Raw genomic sequence first — 18,340 nt, 5'->3', positions numbered from 1 at the left:
GTGGTACCTGCCACGACCAAACCTCTCTCGGTTCGGTCTCCACGCTACGAGGGGAAGCTCATGAACGAAGCGGTCGCATGCTTAGCATCGGGACTAACGCTCTAGCCTCCTCGGTAGTGCTGGTGTGTCGGCCTCGGTCGGAGAGCGCAGGAGTGATCGACAGACGGGGACTGATCAATGCGCTTAAGACAGAGCTTCCGGCTGCACTCCACAAGCTTCAGCAGGGGGGGATCGCTCCTGTAGACCTAGCGCAAGCGGCGATCGGACCGGGGATGGCGGTGTTCTCCCGGTATGTACGGGTAACCGAACCGGATGGTTCGCCAATGCGGGTCCGGGCGGCGCTTGTTCTGATCAACCAGATCCTCGCTGAGGTGCTCTCGGAGCAGGAAGGTGACTTCGACTCCGACACTCGATTCTGCATCGAGTGGTTCAAGAGCCATGGGTTCGATGAGGGCAAGTTCGGCCAGGCCGAGACCCTCTCCAAAGCGATGGATACCTCCGTCGCGGGTCTCGATCGTTCTGGCGTGCTCAAGGCACGGGCCGGAATTGTGCGACTCTTCAGTCCGGACGAGCTTCCCGAGACCTACAACCCTCAGGTCGACGACCGGATCTCAGTCTGGGAGGTCGTCATGCACCTGGCCAAGCGCCTCGATGAGCAGGGCATCGAGGCGGCCGGGCAGCTCATGACCGCCGCGAAGGGCCGGGTCGACCTCGACACCGCCAAGGAGCTCTCCTACCTGCTCTTCTCGATCTGTGAACGGCGCAACTGGGCCAAGACCGCGCTTTTCTTCAACACGCTCGGCTCGGAGTGGTCAGAGATTGAGAAGGCGGCACGCAGCGCCGGAACGGGCGTGATGGCCCAGGGCGCGTTCGACTTCAGTGAGGGCGAGGACTGACGAGATGGCACTGAGCAACCGGGACAAGATCGGCCGGGGCCTGGAGATCCTCGGGAAGGGCCTGGAGCCGTTCGTCGACATGATGATGGACATGGCCACGCCCGGCAGTGGCGACTGGGTCAAGCTCATCGAGGCGCGGGACGCGCAGAAGCACGGGACGAACAAGGTCTACGAGAAGACCGACGTGCGCTTTCTGCTCCGGGTGATGACCGAGGAGTGGAAGGTCTTCAAGGACCGCCTCTCCCGGGTGGAGCAGAACTTCCCCAGTGAGCTGCGCGAGGTCGGCAACAAGTGGGCGCACACCAAGCCGTTCTCCGCCGACGACACCTACCGCGCCCTCGACACCATGGAGCGGCTGCTGACCGCCATCGGTGCCATGGACCGGGCCGACGAGGTGCGCAAGCTCCGGCTGGACCACCAGCGCAGCCTCTACGACAGCGAAGCCCGCAAGGTCGCGCAGTCGATGTCCTCCATGCCTATCATCGAGGCCACCGGGGTCAGGCCCTGGCGGGAGATCATCACCCCGCACCCGGACGTCGCGGCGGGTAAGTTGGACGCGGCCGAGTTCGCCGCCGACCTGCACATGGTCTCCATCGGGGAGAGCACCAGCCAGGAGTACACCGACCCGGTGCAGTTCTTCCGCCGGACCTATCTCACCGAGGGCCTGAAGGATCTGCTGACCAAGGCCGTCGCCCGGGTCGGCGGTGAGATGAACGCCACCCCGGTCTGGAACCTGCAGACCAACTTCGGCGGTGGCAAGACCCACTCGATGCTCGCCCTCTGGCACATCTTCTCCGGCACCCCTCTGCACGAGCTCCCGCAGGAGGTCGTCGACCTGCTCCAGGGCGTCGACACCAGCGCGGTCGGGGCGAAGGTCAACCGGGCCGCGCTCGTCGGCAACCACATCGACCCGGCGGCGGGCAAGGTCAAGGAGGACGGCACCCACGTCCGCACGATCTGGGGTGAGCTGGCCTGGCAGCTCGGCGGCCGGGAAGCGTACGAGATCGTCCGGGAGGCGGACGAGGCGCACACCAACCCCGGTGACGCGCTGCGCAGGTTGCTGGCCGCCTACTCGCCGTGCCTGGTCCTCATCGACGAGTGGGTCGCCTACGCCCGGCAGCTCTACAATCGCGAGGACCTGGCGGCCGGGACCTTCGACACCCAGTTCACCTTCGCGCAGACCCTCACCGAGGCGGCCAAGGCCGTGCGGGGCGCGCTGCTCGTCGTCTCCATCCCCGCCTCCAGCCACGGCGAGATCGAGAACGGCACCATGGGCAGTGCCCTGGAGGTCGGCGGCGTCAACGGTCAGGCCGCCCTGGACCGGCTGCAGAACGTCATCCGCCGTGTCGCCCACCAGTGGCAGCCGGCCCGCGCCCACGAGTCCTTCGAGATCGTCCGCCGCCGCCTCTTCGAGGAGCCCGACGCCCAGGCCAAGGCCCAGATCGCAGCCGTCGCCAAGCAGTTCTGGAAGTTCTACAACGACCACAAGGGCGAGTTTCCGCGCGAGTGCTCCGAGGTCGACTACGAGAAGCGGATCATCGCCGCCTATCCGATCCATCCGGAGCTGTTCGACCGGCTCTACGAGGACTGGTCGACGCTCGACCGGTTCCAGCGCACCCGGGGTGTGCTGCGGCTGATGAGCGTGGTCATCCACAAGCTCTGGCACGCCCAGGACGCCGGGCCGCTGATCATGCCGGGCTCGGTGCCGTTCGACGACCCGGTCGTGGTCAGCGAGCTGACGCAGTACCTCCAGGACAACTGGAAGACCATCATCGAGACCGACATCGACGGCGAGACGGCCACGCCGGTCCAGATCGACAAGGAGCGGCCCCTCTTCGGCAAGCGGGCGCTCACCCGCCGGGTGGCCAGGACGCTCTTCTTCGGGGCCGCGCCGACGCTGACCAAGCCGCACAAGGGCATCGAGCAGCAGAACATCCGGCTCGGCGTCGCCATCCCCGGTGACACCGTCGGCAACTTCGGCTCCGCCCTGCAGATGCTCGCCGACCGGGCCACCTTCCTCTACGTGGACAATGCCCGCTACTGGTACGACACGCAGGCGTCGGTGACCCGCACCGCCCGGGACTACGCCGAGCGGCTGCACAAGGAGGAGGTCTGGCTGCAGATCGTCACGCGGCTGCGGGCCAAGGAGCTCAAGTCGCGCGGTGACTTCTCCGCCGTGCACGTCACCGATGAGAGCAGCGACGTGCCGGACACCGGCGACGCGCGCCTGATCATCCTGCACCCGAGCGTCGTCCACTCGCGGAAGGACGCCAACTCCTCCGCCCGCGTCCTCGCCCAGCAGATCCTCGACCGGAAGAGCACCGCCCAGCGGATCAACCGCAACATGCTGGTCTTTCTCGCCGGGGACGCCAAGCGCATGGAGGAACTGTCGGAGGCTGTGCGGGAATATTGCGCCTGGGAGCACATCTCCAGCCGTGAGAAGGAGCTGGACCTCACCAACCAGCAAAGGGATCAGGTCAAGACTCGGCTCGCTAATGCGGACCAGGCTGTCGAGTTGCGCCTCCGTGAGACGTACTACTGGGCGTTCGTCCCCGTTCAGGCGCCCGGCGGCCACATCACCTGGCAGGAGGAGAGAGCCGACGGGGGCAAGGAGCGGCTGGCCGAACGGGTCAGTGCCAAGCTGCAGCAGGCCGATGCACTTCGTGTCATCCAGGCAGCCTCCGTCATCCGAGGGAACCTGGACAACGAGCTGGCCAGTGTCTGGCAGCGGGGGCACATCTCCGTCAGGGAACTGTGGGACTACTACTGCCGCTATCCCTACCTGCCCAGGCTCCGCGACCGATCGGTGCTCGACGCCGGGATCGCCGCCGGGCTGGACGAGATGGACTGGGAACGCACCGGATTCGCCCTGGCGACGGGCTATGACGGGCAGCGTTTCGAAGGACTGGCCGTACCGCCGAACGGTCGGTTCGGGCAGATCACCGACCACACGCTGCTGGTCCGCCCCGACCTCGCGCTGGCTCAGCTCGCGGAGGAGGAGAGGGCGCGGGCCGAGGCCGCCGCGGCTGCCGAAGCGGCGGCCGGGACGGGCGGCTCGGCCGGTCCGGCCGACGGGGGCACCAGCGCCGCCGGTACGGGCACCGGCGGAGGCGGGGTGACGGTCACCGTGACGCCGGGCGGAGGGACCACCCCGCCGCCTCCCGGTCCCAAGAACGTGCGGTTCTTCGGGGCCGCCCAGCTCGACCCGGAGTTCTACCAGAAGAGCTTCACGAAGCTCGTCCAGGAGGTCATCCAGCACCTGGCCGCGGTGGAGGGCGCGGAGCTGGAGCTCACCTTGGAGATCAAGGCCCGCCGGGCGGACGGCTTCCCCGAGGACAAGGTCCGCATCGTCTCGGAGAACGCCCGCGTGCTGAAGTTCGAGCAGTTCGGCTTCGAGGACCGCTGAGCTCTCCCCCTGCCTGCCGCCGTCGGCCATCCGGCGGGGCGGCACGGCAAGGGGGGACGGTGTCGTTCCAGGGCCGTCCTCCGGCAGGTGCGCCGCCGGGGGTACGTCGCGGTCCGAGATCCTTTTCCGGGAAGTGCACCGCTATGACGAGATGGAGACGTGCACTTCCCGGAAAAGGATCTTTCTCTTCCGCGAGTGGCGACCGGTCAGGCCGGGCCGTCGAACTCGCCGGTCTTGACGCCGCCGATGAAGGCCGTCCACTCGTCCCGGCGGAACACCAGCGTGCCGCCGTCCCGGTCCTTGGTGTCGCGGACGGCGACGACGTCCTCGACGAACGCCACCTCGACACAACTCGGGCCGTCACCGCTGAGGCTGCTCTTGCGCCACTGTGCTCCGGACAGATCAGGCTGCCGCATCCTGCTTCCTTCCCCTAGTGATCTCCGCACAGGGATGCGATGAGTGCGGCCGTGTCGGCAGGGCTGAGCGCCATCGCGCGGAGATGTTCACATATCCGGTTATACCGCTGAAGGTCTGCTTCCTTCTCGAGGAACAGGTCGCCGGCCATGCTGTCGATGTGGATCACGTCGGGGCTGTCCATGGCGAACTTCAGCAGGATGAAGCTGCCCAGCATTCCAGGGTGGGATCCAGCAGAGAATGGGATGACTTGGATGGTTATGTGTGGACGTTGAGCTTGCTGGATGAGATGCCTGAACTGGGCACGCATGACGGCCTCGCTGCCGACTGTCCGAGAGAGAGCGGCTTGATCCATGATTGCCCATAGCCGTAGTGGGGTGTCGCTTTCCAGAAGGGCCTGTCGTCGCATTCGGGCGGTGACGCGGTGCTCGACTTCGGCTTCAGTGTCGGTCGGCAACACGCCACGTATCACAGCTCGTGCGTAGTCCTCGGTCTGGAGCAGGCCGGGAATGAACAGCGACTCGTAGTTAACGGCCTCGTGGGCTTCGGCTTCCAGTGCGATGTAAGCGCTGTACTGCCCGCGCAAGTTTGCCTCGATGCCGTGCAGCCAGCCGCGCTGCTTGGCCGCCTTCTGCAGCGCTATCAGGTCGGTGCGGGTGCTGCCGGTCGCGCCGTAGGCGTCGAGGAGAGCGTTGAGCGTCCTGAGCTGCGGTTTGGTCTTGGCCGTCTCGATCCGATGCAGGGTAGCGAGGTTGATGTCGGTCTTCTCGGCCACCTCGGCTTGGGAGAGCCCGGCCTCCTGCCGGAGGCGACGCAACTCGGCTGCCAGGCGGCGTAAGCGCACCGTGGGCGGCTCTCGTCTCACCGGCGGCAAGGGCGCGATTCCCTCCATCCCGTTGTTTTCTTGCATCTAAAGCACCTTTCAGGATTATGCGGCCAGTGTAAAAGCCTGCATTGCATTTACCTAGCGTGATGGTGCATGCTCTGAACGTAAAGCCTTCCAGGTCGGATCCTCCCCGGAAGGCAAAGCCGAGATTTCCCAGACGGCCGGGCGGACGACTTCCCTCCCGATGCGGCCCACCCCTGTCGGGTGTTCCGTCCGGCGCCAGCGGTACGACCGGCGGTGATCCCCGAGGGGCCGCCCGGCCGTACCTCCCGCAGGACCGGCACCGCGTCCCCGTTCCCCGTGGGGGAGAGGCGGCCGCCCCCGTCCGCCGGCGGTGCCGGTCCTGCGCCCGACGTGCCGAGCAGAGTCCTCTGTCCGACGTGCTGAACAGGAGCGGGTGAAATGGCCGGTGTCACCACCACGGCGCACTACCTGGAGCTGTCCGTCTTCCCGACCTCGCCCTACTACGCCCGCGTGCACGTCCAGCGCGTGCTGGAGGAGTGGCGGCGGGGCGACCTGGTCGAAACGGCCCGCCTCGTCGTCTCCGAACTGGTCTCCAACGCGATCAAGGCGAGCACCCCGGCCGTGCCCGTCGCGGAGGCGGCGGCCCACGCCGCCCCGGACCACGTCTGGCTGGACCTCTACCGGACCCGCGAGGCGGTCGTGCTCCGCGTCTGGGACGCCTGCCGTACCCCGCCCGTCCTCTGCGTCCCGGAGCCGGACGACGAGGGCGGCCGCGGCCTCTACCTCGTCGACCTGCTCGCGAGCAGCTGGGGCTACCACCGCCCGAGATCCGGCGGAAAGATCGTCTGGTGCACGCTGGCGGACCTGCCCCCGACCGACTGATCAGGGTTGCCTCCGTGTCTTGTCGCGCTGTTCCGAGGCGCCGTGCATCGCTCACCGACCGATGCCGGAACGGTCGCCGATAACGCTGATTACCGGATAGCGTGATCGTTTTTCCAGGATGTATCGATCGTCGCCGCGACCTTGCCGGTTTGTCTCTCCTGAACAGATCATGGAACCGCAGGCGGAGACTGGACGGTCATCGGGGTGTGACCTGGGGCTGGCATTGTGCCTGTATGGACACGCATGAAGAAGGCGAAAGGCGTTCGGACTCTTCGAAGATCCGTAACGCAATGGCGGAGGCCCTGAGGAACGTCGCCTCCGGGCGTCTTGAACTGATCGCTTTGAAGAGGATCACGTCCGCGTATGGTCTGGATCTCAGGCAGTCCGCACTCATCTCCCATGCTCTCGAGGTCGGAGGCGTGGCGGTCGTAGACTTCGGCGGTTCCGCCGGTGCTCTGAGTGATGAGCGGGAGGCCGGGGGAATCGCCAGAGTCCCCGCGGAGATAAGCCGTCCGGGTCGGCGACCCGCCAGAAGGCCGCAGAATGCACAGGAGGCCCGGAAATCGGCGAGAGACAAAGCGCTTTCAGGAGGACAGAATCCGATTGAGCGGCGTGGTTCCGTAGCTCCTTGGAAGCCGCAGAGTGAGTTCCGGACCGAGCCTGTCGCCTCCCCTGCCGAAGTCGGCCGGGGGGTTCTGCCAGCTAAACCTCAAGGTCATGTCGTCCGAGACGTGTCCATCGATGCCCCACTCCGTCTTGAGCTCAGGTGTTCATCCGCACGGATCTCTTCCGGGCGTGCTCTCTCCAAGAACGAGGAGCTGCAGGTGGTGAGAAGAATCAGATCCTACGCCGCGCGGAAGGAAGAGATCGCCGCCGATGCGGCCGACGATGTCCTCGCAAATGAACTCGACCGGCTGTGGTGGATTCTGATAAAGCACAGGTTCCGTTCCCTCGATTCCGTTGCCCGTGGTTATTTGTTAAGGGTGGACATCGAAGTGGAGGATCTGGTGCAAGAGGCGTGTGTCGGATTCATGGGTGCGGTGTACAGCTATGACGAAGAAACAGAGTTCGACTTCTTAGGGCATGTGAAGAAGTATGTGAAAGGATACCTGTCGACTCTGATCGATGAGGTGAACGGCGTCGAATTGCTTCCTCTCGACACCTTCCTGCCGGAGGAGTTGGTCGCCGAGCCACTGAAATCCGACGATGGTCCGGATCTAAAGAAGAACCGGTTGGCGGATCTCATGAGCGACTACGTGATAGACGAGGCGCTGGAAGGCGCGATGGTAAGGCTTAGCGATCGAGAGGCCGATGTGCTCATGCGTCGATACGGAATCGGTTCAGAGCGCCCTTACTCGCTACAGGAGATAGGGTTGGGCTATGGGATGACGCGGGAACGGGTGCGCCAGATCGAGAAGTCGGCGATGGAAAAGTTGAAAAGCGCTGTAGCTCCCTGTGTCCAGCGGTCTCGTGGCGGAATATCCTGGCGGTTGGTTCCAGGGTGGAACCGGTCGGTGTGAGGTGCGGCGGCAGGCCCGCCTGTTTGAGATCGGATGGAACGATGTTTTCTGGTGTGCTCGGCCGGACTTGATCGAAGGCATGGGTCACTTGTCGTCCGTTTTCTGGAGTTTTGGGAAGGATTTGCGGCTTTGTGATGTCTTGTAGCCCACTCCAAATAACGATCATCGAACAATGAATTTCAAGCCAGCCGTAACGGGTAGGTGAGGTGATCGGATAACTCCGTCGTCGCGTCTATAGCCGAGGTCATCTCATGCCGGTTGAGAAGTTGGAACTGGACATTCAGACTCTGGTCGGGCAGATCTCCCGAGGGGAGATCCAACTCCCGGAGATCCAGCGGGCCTACGTCTGGAAGCCCACGCAGGTGGCGAAACTGGTCGAGTCCCTCTATCGGGGATATCCGACCGGTTCGCTGCTGTTCTGGCGGGCGGACACCCCGCCGGAGACCCGGCCGGTCGCAATCGGAGGGAACGGCGCCACTCAGCCCGTCCCTGCCCTGCCGCCGCTGTTCCTGCTCGACGGCCAGCAGCGCCTCACCTCCCTCCACCGCGTGATCAACGGCCACGAGGAGGCCCAGATCGTCTTCAACGTCCAGAGCGAGCAGTTCCAGAACCAGAGTGCGGCGACGGCGAAGGACTCCCGCTGGATGAAGGTCGCCGACGTGCTCCGGCCGGGCGCCAAGCCGTTCACGGTCATCTCCCAATTGATCGACAGGCTGCCCGAACTGGACCCGGACCTCATCGGGGAGCGGATCAGCAGGCTGGCCGCGATCAGGGAACGGAGATTCCATATCGAGGTCCTCACGCGGTATCCCTACGAGGAGATCGCCCAGATCTTCGTCCGGGTCAACAGTGGACGACCGCTCAAGACCAGTGACCTGGCGCTGGCCACTCTCTCCGCCCGCTGGCCGGGGACCGTCGACAAGCTGGAGACCGAGGCCGGGCACTGGGCCAAGCAGAACTTCGGAGACCTGGACGCCACCTTCCTCACCCGTGCGCTCACCGGCACCGTTCTGGGCCGGGGTCTGTCCACCTGGTCCCATGGTCGACTGGTCACGGCCAGCGACGAGGAACTCGAGCGGGGCTGGGCAACGGTTCAGAGGGGGCTGCGCCACCTCGTTCCACTGCTCCGGGAGAACCTGAGGATCACCAGCAGCAGCCTGCTCCCCTCGCACATGGTGCTGCTCCCGCTGATCGTGCTGCTGGGGGAGCGCCCTGACGAGCCACTCGACCAGGAAACGACCAACGGCCTGCTCTATTGGTTCCTGGTCGCGACCATCCGCAACCGCTACAGCGGCTCGACCGACACCCGGCTCGGCCAGGACATCCCGGTCACCCGGGAGCCCGACCCGGTCCGGCGGCTGCTCACCAACCTCGGCATCGTCGGTGCCCGGGTCGAGGTGACCCCGCAGGCGCTGGCCGGCCGTACGGTCGGCAGCCCCTACTTCTTCCTCAGCTACCTGGTGGCCAAGGAGGCGGGTGCCACCGACTGGTGGCACGGCACACAGATCAGCGCCACCGCCGAAGGCGGACAGAAGCTGGAATATCACCACATCCACCCGCAGGCGACGCTGAAGAACCACCCCGCGAAGTACACCAAGACCGAGATCAACGACCTGGCCAACCTCGCGTTCATCTCCGCCAAGGCCAACAAGAAGATCAGCGACCGCTCCCCGAAGAAGTACTTCACCGACCCCGGGCTCTCCCAGGCCGAGCTGGCCGCGCACTTCGTCCCCTACGACGAGGCGCTGCGCGACGCCGACGCCTACCGGGAGTTCCTCACGGTCCGCCGCAGGCTGCTGGCTGAGGCCATGACCGAGTTGCTCGACCGGTTCCGGCCCGCGTGGATGGACGAGGCCCCGCCCGCCCCCGACCCGCTGGCCGGCTGCTCCCTGGAGTTCACGCTCTACCAGAGCTCCTGGGACGCCGGGCGGATCGTCGCCGTCGCCGGGCGGGACGGCGCCGCCTGGACCGGCTCCTTCGGGGTGGACGACCTGCAGGCCGCGCTCGCCGCCGCCGACGGCGGCCTGGACAGCGACCTGGAGATCTCCGGTGAGACCTGCCCGGTGCGGGTGGAGGGCGACGCGGTGCAGGTGCCGATCGGCCCCTTCGCCGTCTCCGGGACCCTGGACGAGTGGCGGCAGACGATCGAGCGGGAGAAGGGCGACGCCCTGCCGCTCTCGCAGTGCCCCGCGGTCACCACGGTCCCCTGGGACGGGGAGCAGCTCGTCTTTCCGGTGACCGGCGTCGAATAGTGCCCGAAAGTCCCTACCGGCCAGGGGGAGTAAAGCATTACTTTTCAGATATGGAAGGTTCCATGGGGGCGGCGCCGGTGAGGAAGGTCAGCGCCCGGGAACTGCTCGACCTGCGTGAACGGGCCTGGTCGCGGCGGCTGCGCGGCTCCTCGCTGGTGGCGGAGGCCGACGTCCGGGACAGCCAGAGCGCGCAGGTCGCCTCGGTCCTCGGCAGGGTCTACGCCAAGTGGGTCGCCGAGCGGCGGCCGCCCGAGCGGTTCTTCCTGCGCTGGCCCGCATGCGTGGCGGTCGCCGTCACCGGCGTCGCCGCGCACGGCTACCGGCAGGGCACGTTCTGGCCCGAGCTGTGGAAGGCCGTTCAGTACCAGGGGCTGCCGGAGGACCAGGCGGTCTGGGGGAGAGGCTTCGCGGCGGCGGCCGACTCCCTCGGCCTGCCGACCTTCCCCGACATGCCGATGCCGTACATCGGCCCGATCCTGATGCACACCGGCATCCCGACCTACTGCCTGGAGGACTACTTCCGGCTGATCCTCCAGCGCCGGGCACAGGACCGCGGGCTGGACGGCGAGGGCTTCCTCGCCTGGGCGACCGCCTCCGGCCGGGAGACCCGCCTCAGCGAGCTCGACATGCCCGCCCGCCGCTTCCTGCAGCACGGCACCGAGTTCGCCCTCGACTTCGTCGAGCGCAGCTTCGACCTGCTCGACCGGCTCCGGGAGCCCGCTCCCGACCTCGACGGCGTCGGGCTCCCGCCCCGCGTGCTGGAACGCGCCCGGCAACTGGCCGCCGAGGGCCGGCTCGACCTCGAGACCGCCCCGCGCGGCTCCGCCGCGGGCCGCGTCCGCGCCGAGCGGCCCCGGATCGCGCTCGACCCCTTCGGCCGCGGCGTCGAGGTGGTGCTGCCCGCGGTCGGCGACACCCCAGACGGGATCGCGCGCTGGAGCGTCACCGCTGACGGGGTGACCAGCACCGTCCAGAGCCGGGCGCAGTGGGTCGGGCTCTCCGAAGCGGCCCCCGCGACCACCTTCAGCCTGCTGCGGCCCGTCCGCACGGTCGTCGTCGGGCTCGCCGGCTGGGAGCACCGGACGGAGCTGCCCGTCGTCGACCCGGCCGCGCCGCTGCTGGTCTTCGCCGAGGACGGCCGGCGGCTCCCGGCCGGTCTGCCGCTCCCGCCCGACGTGGTGTGGGTGGTGTACCCGGAGGCCCAGGAGCTGACGGCGGACGGCCCGCCGGTGGTGACGGTCGAGGGGCAGCTCCCGCTGGGCTGGGACGGCTGGCGGCTGCGGCAGATCTCACTGGAGGGCGTGCGCTCGCTGGAGCTGGCGGGCCTGCCCGCCAGCCGCCGCCTCGTCCGGGGCTACTCCCGGCCGAGGATCGTCACCGGAGACCCGGTCGCCGGGGTCGCCACGCCGTACGGCTCGGCGGTCTACCCGCGGGCTCCGGAGGTGTGGCTGCCGGGGGAGGCGGGGGCGGACACCACCTGGGTGGTCGAGGTGCGCCCGAGCGGGAGCGAGGCCGCCGTGACGGAGACCTGCACCGTGTCCGAGCCAGGCTCGGTGACCGGCCTGTGGGACGCGCTGCCCCGGCCGCTGCTCGGCTCCTTCGACCTCGTCGTGCGCGGCCCGCTGGGACGTGGGGTGAAACGGACGGTGTTCGTCGCCGAAGGGTTCGGCGTGCGCTTCACCCCGCAGGTGCGGGTGTTCGGCACCGCAGGGCTGGCCGACGGGAGGGCCGAGCTGTCGGCGGCCGTCGGCGCCCGGGCCAACCCGCGTACCCTGTCGTTCGACTCCGACCACCTGGCGAGCGTCGCCGAGTACCGGACCGCGGAGCACTCCGAAGCCCTGGTGATCACGCCTCCGCACGTGCAGGTCCTGCACGAACGCGGAAGCGACACCCCCGGGTGGCGGGCCGGGCCGCTGCGGATCGACTCCGCCGTGTTCACCGACGAGCCGGGCGCGCTGCTCGTGCGGATCCCCGAGGCGGGCAGCCTGCCGCCGCTCCGGGTCGTCGTCGGCGGGCACCTCGTGCAGGACGTGCCGCCCGGTGGGCGGAGCCAGGAGGGGACGGCCCGCTACGACCTGGTGAGACTCGCCGACACGGTGAACGAGCACCAGCGCGCCGACCTGCTGCTGGAGGTGGGCAAGGAGGTCGTCCGGCTGGCGAGCGTGCGCCCGCGCCGGTTCGCGGACCGCGCGGAGCGGGACGGCGGAGACGTCCGGCTGGTCGGGGTCGTGCCCGTAGAGGGGCTCACCGCCGGGGTCTACCTCGCGCGGGCGCCGTGGCGCGAACCGCTGGTGGTGCCCGTCGAGGAGGACGGGAGGATTCCCCTGCTGCCGGAGTTCGCCGACGCCGGTCCGCTCCTGGTCCACCTCCAGCTCGACGACCCGTGGGTGCCGGCCGAGTGGCCGCGCTGGCCCGACCACCATCTGGAGGTGGGGGGCGAAGGCCACCTGCGGAGCGGGGGAGGCGTCGACGCCGAGGAGGCCGCGCTGTCCCGCTTCCTCGCGGAGGAGGGCGACTTCCCCGCCGAGATCGACGATCTCGGCCGGGTCTGGACGCTGGTCGAGCTCGCTCCCCGGCTCCGGCTCGCCTCCGAGGTGCAGCGTTTCCTGATGGCCTGTGCGCGCCCGCTCCAGCGGCGCCCCCAGGAGGCGCTGGCCGCCCTCGTGAAACTGGGTTTCGAGCCTGACCGCCTGCTGGCCTGCGTGATCTCCTCGGGGCTCGCCGCGGTGGCCGTACCGGACCTGGAGCAGGCCCGTGCCGCCCGGAAGATGTGGGCGGTCGCGCCGGTGGCCGCGGTCCTCGCCGGTGACCTGGCGGACGGCGACTGCCTCGCGGCGGCGGAACGGCAGTGCGGCGAGTGTCTGACGGAGATCGCCGAGACCGGAGTGGACCCGCACGCCGCGGTGGGCCGCTTCGGCCGCGAGGCCGAGCGATTGGCCCACCTGAGCACCGAGCAGCTCGAGGGGATCTGGCGGGCCGCCGACGTCGTGCCGCGCGCGCTGCTCGACGCGGACACCCGGCTGTCGGCCGCCCGCCGCCTCTTCGACGTCCGGAACGAGTCCGCCCTCCGTGAGATCAAGCAGGTCACCGGGCATGCCGTGAAGACGGCGCGCGCCCTGCTCGGCGAACCGCAGCTGCTGCGCCAGGTCGAGCAGCGGGTCCACCCGGAGGACCGGGGCGGCTGGTACGCCCTCCCGGCCGCCTCGGCGGCCCTGGCGCTGCTGGCCCGGCTCGCCGCCCGGGGCGACGTGCGCTGTCGCGCCGCCGAGCAGTTGCTGCGGGCCGACTGGGCCCGCCTGGCGGCCGTCGCGCCGGACCTCGTCACCGTCGATCTCATCGTGGCCGAACTGCTGGTCGGCGCAGCCAAGAGGGGAACCCCGTGAGCCACACCCTGGACCCGCTGGCCACCAGCGGCCTGATCACCGACAGCTACCGCCGCTACCTGAGGTCGCTGCTGCCCGTCCGCGAGCCGCGCATCGCGGAGGCGCTGGCAGCGGAGATCACCCGCAGTCCCATGCTCACCAAGGGACCGCTGCTGGAGGCCACCCCGCCGTACGCGACTGGCGCCACCCTGGAGCGGCTCGTCGAGGAGGGGGTGCTCGACCCGGCCTTCCGCAGCCTGGAGAGCCCGGCGCTGCCGCTCGGCCGGCCGCTCTACCGGCACCAGGAGCACGCCCTGCGCAAGGCCGCCCAGGGACGGAACCTGGTGGTCGCCACCGGCACCGGCTCCGGCAAGACCGAGAGCTTCCTGCTGCCCATCCTCAGCTCGCTGATCGCCGAACACGCGCGCGGGGAGCTCGGCCCCGGCGTGCGGGCGCTGCTGCTCTACCCGATGAACGCCCTCGCCAACGACCAGCTCAAACGGCTGCGCCAGCTGCTCGCACGCGTCCCGCAGCTCACCTTCGGCCGCTACACCGGCGACACCCCCGAGAGCGCGCGGGTCGGTGCGGAGAACTTCGAGTCCCTCAACCCGGGTGAGCCGCGGCTGACCAACGAACTGCTGAGCCGGGAGGAGATGCGCGCCGCCCCGCCGCACCTGCTGCTGACCAACTACGCCATGCTGGAGTACCTCCTGCTCCGGCCCGCCGACCTCGACCTGTTCGAGGGACGGAGCTGGCGGTTCATCGCGCTCGACGAGGCGCACGTCTACGACGGGGCCAAGGCCGCCGAGCTGGCCATGCTGCTGCGCCGCCTGCACGACCGGGTGGCCCCCGAGCAGCCGCTGCAGTGCATCGCCACGAGTGCGACGGTCGGCGACGACCCGGCCGCGGTCACCGAGTTCGCCGAGAAGCTGTTCGACGTGCCCTTCGAGTGGGTGTCCGGCGATCCCGCCCGGCAGGACCTGGTCCGCGCCACCCGGGTGGACATGCCGACCGGGCCGTTCTGGGGGCCGCTGTCCGGCGACGCCTACCGTGAACTGGCCCAGGCCGACGACCCCGGCGCGGACCTGCTGCTGCTGGCCAAGGAGCGCGGCTTCGCCGCCGACGACCCGGGCATCGCGCTCGCCCACGAGCAGGGCATGGCCGAGCTGCGCGGCCGGCTGTCCGGCGGACCGGTCCCGTTCGGGGAGCTCGCCCGGCTGCTGTTCGACCCGGCGGAGCGACCGCAGGAGGCCCTGGCCGCGCTGGTCGCCGTGGGAAGCAAGGTCCGCGACCGGGCCGGCTCACCCGTGCTGTCCGCCCGCTACCACCTGTTCGCCCGCGCCACCGAGGGCGCCTTCACCTGCCTCACCGGAGCCGGGCCGCACGTGTCGCTGGGCCGCCGGGAGATCTGCGGCACCTGCCAAGGGGCGATGTTCGAGTTCGGCGCGTGCAAGCGGTGCGGCGCCGTCCATTTGACCGGTGCGGTCCGGCACGGCGAGGGCGGCTACGTCTTCGAGCCGAGGATCAAGCACGACGACCGGCGGGTATGGCTGCTTCTCGGGGACGAGCCCGTCTTGGCCGACGAGGACGACGAGGACATCGAGGGGACCTCCGAGGTGAAGGGGGACGACGCCTTCCTCTGCGCGGCCTGCGGCGGGCTGCACCCCTCGGCCCGGCTGGTGTGCGGGCGCGACGGCTGCACCGCGACCTCGCTCTGGCCGGTCCGCAGGCTCAACCTCCGCCAGGACTCCCCGTCGGGCTGCGCCTCCTGCGGTGCCCGGGGCACCGGAATGGTGCGGCAGTTCGAGAGCGGCAACGACGCGGCGGTGGCCGTACTGGCCAGCGCGCTGTACCAGGCGCTGCCCGCGGCGGGCGACGACGGGCTGGCCGACCAGCCGGGGGAGGGCCGCAAGCTGCTCTCCTTCAGTGACAGCAGGCAGGCCGCGGCGTTCTTCGCCCCCTATTTCGAATCCAGCTACTCCGGGATCCAGCACCGCCGGCTCATCCTCGAGGGACTGGAAGCGGCCGCCCGCGACGGCGAGGCGGTCAGTGTCGCCGACCTGACCTACCACGTGGCCAAGGCGGCCGACCGGGCGCACGTCTTCGCCCGGCGCATGTCCCGCCAGCAGCGGGAACGGGAGGTCGCCCTCTGGATCACCCAGGAGCTCGTCGCGCTCGACGACCGCCAATCTCTGGAAGGGCTGGGGCTGCTCCGGGTGGAGCTGGAGAGGGAACGCCGCTGGACCGCCCCGCCCGCGCTGCGCTCCCTCGGGCTGTCCGAGGACGAGTGCTGGGCGCTGCTCTCGGAGCTGCTGCGCACCCTGCGCCAGCAGGGGGTGCTGCGCATGCCGGAGGACGTCGACCCGCGCGACGAGGCCTTCGACCCGCGCAGAGGGCCGATCTACGTGCGCGAGGACGGCTCGGAGCCCGGCCGGAAGGTGCTGAGCTGGCTGCCGACGCGAGGGGTCAACCGCCGCCTCGACTACGTGCGGCGGGTCCTGGCAGCCCTGGGCAGCGACGCCGATCCGAAGGAGGTGCTCCGCGGCTGCTGGAAGGTGATTACCGCGCAGCGGGACGGCTGGCTCGCCGCCGACACCGTCCGCGGGCTGGGAACGGTCCGCCAGGTGGACCACGAGTGGCTGAGGTTCGCCCCCGCCGATCGCCCCGCCCACCGCTGTGGCCTGTGCCGCCGGGTTGCGGCCGTAGCGGTCCGCGGAGTCTGCCCGACACTCGGCTGCCGGGGAACCCTCGAGCCGTTCACGGTTCCACCCGCCGCCGAGGACGACAACCACTACCGGGCCGTCTACCGGTCGATGACGCCCGTGCCCCTGGTGGCCCGGGAGCACACCGCCCAGTGGACCAGCATGGAGGCCGCCGACATCCAGCAGCGCTTCCTGCGCGGCGAGGTCAACATGCTGTCCTGCTCGACCACGTTCGAGCTCGGCGTGGACGTGGGCGAGCTGCAGTCGGTCGTGCTGCGGAACATGCCGCCGACGACCGCCAACTACGTGCAGCGGGCCGGGCGGGCGGGCCGCCGGACGGACTCGGCGGCGTTGGTGGTCACCTACGCGCAGCGGCGCTCCCACGACCTGTCGCGTTATCAGGACCCGGTGTCGATGATCGCCGGTGAGGTGCGCGCGCCGTACGTGCCGCTCGGCAACGAGCGGATCGACCGGCGGCACGCGCACTCGATCGCGTTGTCGGCGTTCTTCCGGCACGCGCGGCAGACCAGCGGGGAGACGTGGGGCACCGCGGGGGAGTTCTTCCTGCCCGGCGCGGGCGGGGTGCCTGCCTCCCGGGTGCGCTCCTTCCTGACGCCCGTGCCGCGGGAGGTGCTGGAGTCACTGCTGCGGGTGCTGCCGCCGAACGTCCAGCGGGAGATCGGCGTCAACACGGGGGAGTGGGTCGACGAACTGTGCAGGCTCCTGGAGAGGGTCAGAGCTCAGCTCGCGTTCGACGTCGAGGTCTTCGAGGAGCGGCGACACCAGGCGTACCAGGAGCGCAAGGACAACCTGGTCGCCCGCTACGCGAAGACGATCAATACGCTGACCCAGCGGAACCTGCTCGGCTACCTCGCCAACCGGAACGTGCTGCCGAAGTACGGCTTCCCGGTGGACACCGTCGAACTGCGCACCGCCTACTCCGGTGAGTCCGTCGGGGCGAAGCTGGAGCTGACCCGTGACCTCTCGGCGGCGATCTACGAGTACGCCCCCGGTTCCGAGGTCGTCGCCGGTGGGCTGCTGTGGCGGTCCGGCGGTGTCTACCGGCTGCCGGACCGCGAGCTCGTCGGCAAGACCTACCTGATCTGCGACCACTGCCAGTACTACTGGGAGGGGGACGGGGAACTGGACCCGGTGTGCCCGTCCTGCGCGACCTTCGCGGCGGGAACACCCCGGCAGTACTACGTGCCCGAGTTCGGGTTCGTCGCGGAACCTCGGCCCTCTAAGACGACCACCACCCCGCCCAAACGGAGCTGGAACGGCACCACCCACGTCCTCTCGCTGGCGGCGGAGGAAGTGGAGAGCTCAGCCTGGTCCGCGCCGAACGGCGGGAAGGTGGAGGGCCAGGCCGGTTCGCGCGGGCAACTCATCGCGGTCTCGGAGGGACCGACCGGCGCCGGTTACCTGATCTGCGACTGGTGCGGTGCGGGGGCCGCGCCGGACGGGCGGCGGAGCAAGACGCACACCCACCTGCTGCGCGGCACCGACTGCGGCGGACCGCGCCGGCTCCGGTCGCTGGCGCACCCGTACGAGACCGACATCCTCCACCTGGCCTTCGACCACCTGGCGATGCCGCTCTCCGCCAGTACGGCTCACTGGCGCTCGCTGGTGTACGCGCTGCTGGAGGGCGCTGCCGAGTGCCTGGAACTGAGCCGCGACGACATCGACGGCACCCTCTACGCCCTGCGCGGAGGACGGATCGGCATCGTACTGTTCGACGCGGTGCCCGGAGGTGCGGGCAGCGTGCTGCGGATCGCGCGGTCGTTGGACCGGGTCGTCGAGGCCGCACTGAAGCGGGTGGCCGACTGCGACTGCGGCGAGGAGACCTCCTGCTACGGCTGCCTGCGGAGCTTCCGCAACCAGCGCCACCACGAGGAGCTCAGCCGGGGCCTCGCTCTGCGCACCCTGCAGCCGCTGGTGGCGGAAGGCGGACTGCAGGCCGCAGACGGGAGGTGAGGGTGAGACCGGCCGCGGTCTGACCGGGACGCCACGACGGGCCGGTGGCCCTCCGGGCCGCGAACCCGCATCAGTGCGGGCC

9 protein-coding genes are annotated in these 18,340 nt (G+C 69.4%); 7 read left to right on the top strand and 2 right to left on the bottom strand.

Features of this window, described 5'->3' with window-relative positions; all coding sequences use genetic code 11:
• The first annotated feature begins 152 nt into the window (after positions 1 to 152).
• Together IEZ06_RS15785 and IEZ06_RS15780 are read left to right on the top strand one after the other, a co-directional pair.
• On the top strand, positions 153 to 896 hold the full coding sequence (locus IEZ06_RS15785; RefSeq protein ID WP_189237445.1) for a DUF8807 domain-containing protein: 744 nt from the start codon (positions 153 to 155) through the stop codon (positions 894 to 896).
• Positions 897 to 900: 4 nt separating this feature from the next.
• Positions 901 to 4,302: a Swt1 family HEPN domain-containing protein gene (locus IEZ06_RS15780; RefSeq protein ID WP_189237444.1), complete on the top strand. Its 3,402-nt coding sequence runs from the start codon at positions 901 to 903 to the stop codon at positions 4,300 to 4,302.
• Positions 4,303 to 4,508: 206 nt separating this feature from the next.
• Here the strand turns inward: IEZ06_RS15780 and IEZ06_RS15775 are convergent, their stop codons facing one another.
• Positions 4,509 to 4,718 carry a DUF397 domain-containing protein gene (locus IEZ06_RS15775; protein WP_189237443.1) on the bottom strand — a complete coding sequence of 70 codons (210 nt, stop codon included), beginning with the start codon at positions 4,716 to 4,718 and terminating at the stop codon, positions 4,509 to 4,511.
• 14 nt (positions 4,719 to 4,732) lie between these two features.
• Positions 4,733 to 5,626, bottom strand: coding sequence for a helix-turn-helix domain-containing protein (locus IEZ06_RS15770; RefSeq protein WP_229798202.1), 894 nt, complete (start codon positions 5,624 to 5,626; stop codon positions 4,733 to 4,735).
• A 378-nt stretch (positions 5,627 to 6,004) separates the two neighbouring features.
• Between IEZ06_RS15770 and IEZ06_RS15765 the strand changes: the two genes are divergently transcribed.
• The 5 genes from IEZ06_RS15765 to IEZ06_RS15745 all read left to right on the top strand — a co-directional run bounded on the left by IEZ06_RS15765 (position 6,005) and on the right by IEZ06_RS15745 (position 18,258).
• Positions 6,005 to 6,448: an ATP-binding protein gene (locus IEZ06_RS15765; protein WP_189237442.1), complete on the top strand. Its 444-nt coding sequence runs from the start codon at positions 6,005 to 6,007 to the stop codon at positions 6,446 to 6,448.
• 233 nt (positions 6,449 to 6,681) lie between these two features.
• Positions 6,682 to 7,968 carry a sigma-70 family RNA polymerase sigma factor gene (locus tag IEZ06_RS15760; RefSeq protein WP_189237441.1) on the top strand — a complete coding sequence of 429 codons (1,287 nt, stop codon included), beginning with the start codon at positions 6,682 to 6,684 and terminating at the stop codon, positions 7,966 to 7,968.
• A 251-nt stretch (positions 7,969 to 8,219) separates the two neighbouring features.
• Complete coding sequence (locus tag IEZ06_RS15755; protein WP_189237440.1) at positions 8,220 to 10,220, top strand: GmrSD restriction endonuclease domain-containing protein; 2,001 nt, start codon at positions 8,220 to 8,222, stop codon at positions 10,218 to 10,220.
• Positions 10,221 to 10,270: 50 nt separating this feature from the next.
• On the top strand, positions 10,271 to 13,603 hold the full coding sequence (locus IEZ06_RS15750; RefSeq protein WP_189237439.1) for a hypothetical protein: 3,333 nt from the start codon (positions 10,271 to 10,273) through the stop codon (positions 13,601 to 13,603).
• Positions 13,600 to 18,258 carry a DEAD/DEAH box helicase gene (locus IEZ06_RS15745; protein WP_189237438.1) on the top strand — a complete coding sequence of 1,553 codons (4,659 nt, stop codon included), beginning with the start codon at positions 13,600 to 13,602 and terminating at the stop codon, positions 18,256 to 18,258. The genes IEZ06_RS15750 and IEZ06_RS15745 overlap by 4 nt, the downstream gene beginning before the upstream one ends.
• The last annotated feature ends 82 nt before the right edge of the window (positions 18,259 to 18,340 follow it).

The sequence above is a fragment of the Planomonospora antibiotica genome (assembly GCF_014647955.1).
Classification (GTDB): domain Bacteria; phylum Actinomycetota; class Actinomycetes; order Streptosporangiales; family Streptosporangiaceae; genus Planomonospora; species Planomonospora parontospora.
The sequence above is the reverse complement of the archived record's forward strand: the minus strand, read 5'-3'. Positions and strand labels throughout refer to the sequence as shown.

Bases quoted from the DNA above. Each gene is read 5' to 3' on its own strand.
- IEZ06_RS15780 (WP_189237444.1), top strand. From the start codon at position 901: ATGGCACTGAGCAACCGGGACAAGATCGGCCGGGGCCTGGAGATCCTC.
- IEZ06_RS15775 (WP_189237443.1), bottom strand. From the start codon at position 4,718: ATGCGGCAGCCTGATCTGTCCGGAGCACAGTGGCGCAAGAGCAGCCTC.
- IEZ06_RS15770 (WP_229798202.1), bottom strand. From the start codon at position 5,626: ATGCAAGAAAACAACGGGATGGAGGGAATCGCGCCCTTGCCGCCGGTG.
- IEZ06_RS15765 (WP_189237442.1), top strand. From the start codon at position 6,005: ATGGCCGGTGTCACCACCACGGCGCACTACCTGGAGCTGTCCGTCTTC.
- IEZ06_RS15760 (WP_189237441.1), top strand. From the start codon at position 6,682: ATGGACACGCATGAAGAAGGCGAAAGGCGTTCGGACTCTTCGAAGATC.
- IEZ06_RS15755 (WP_189237440.1), top strand. From the start codon at position 8,220: ATGCCGGTTGAGAAGTTGGAACTGGACATTCAGACTCTGGTCGGGCAG.
- IEZ06_RS15750 (WP_189237439.1), top strand. From the start codon at position 10,271: ATGGAAGGTTCCATGGGGGCGGCGCCGGTGAGGAAGGTCAGCGCCCGG.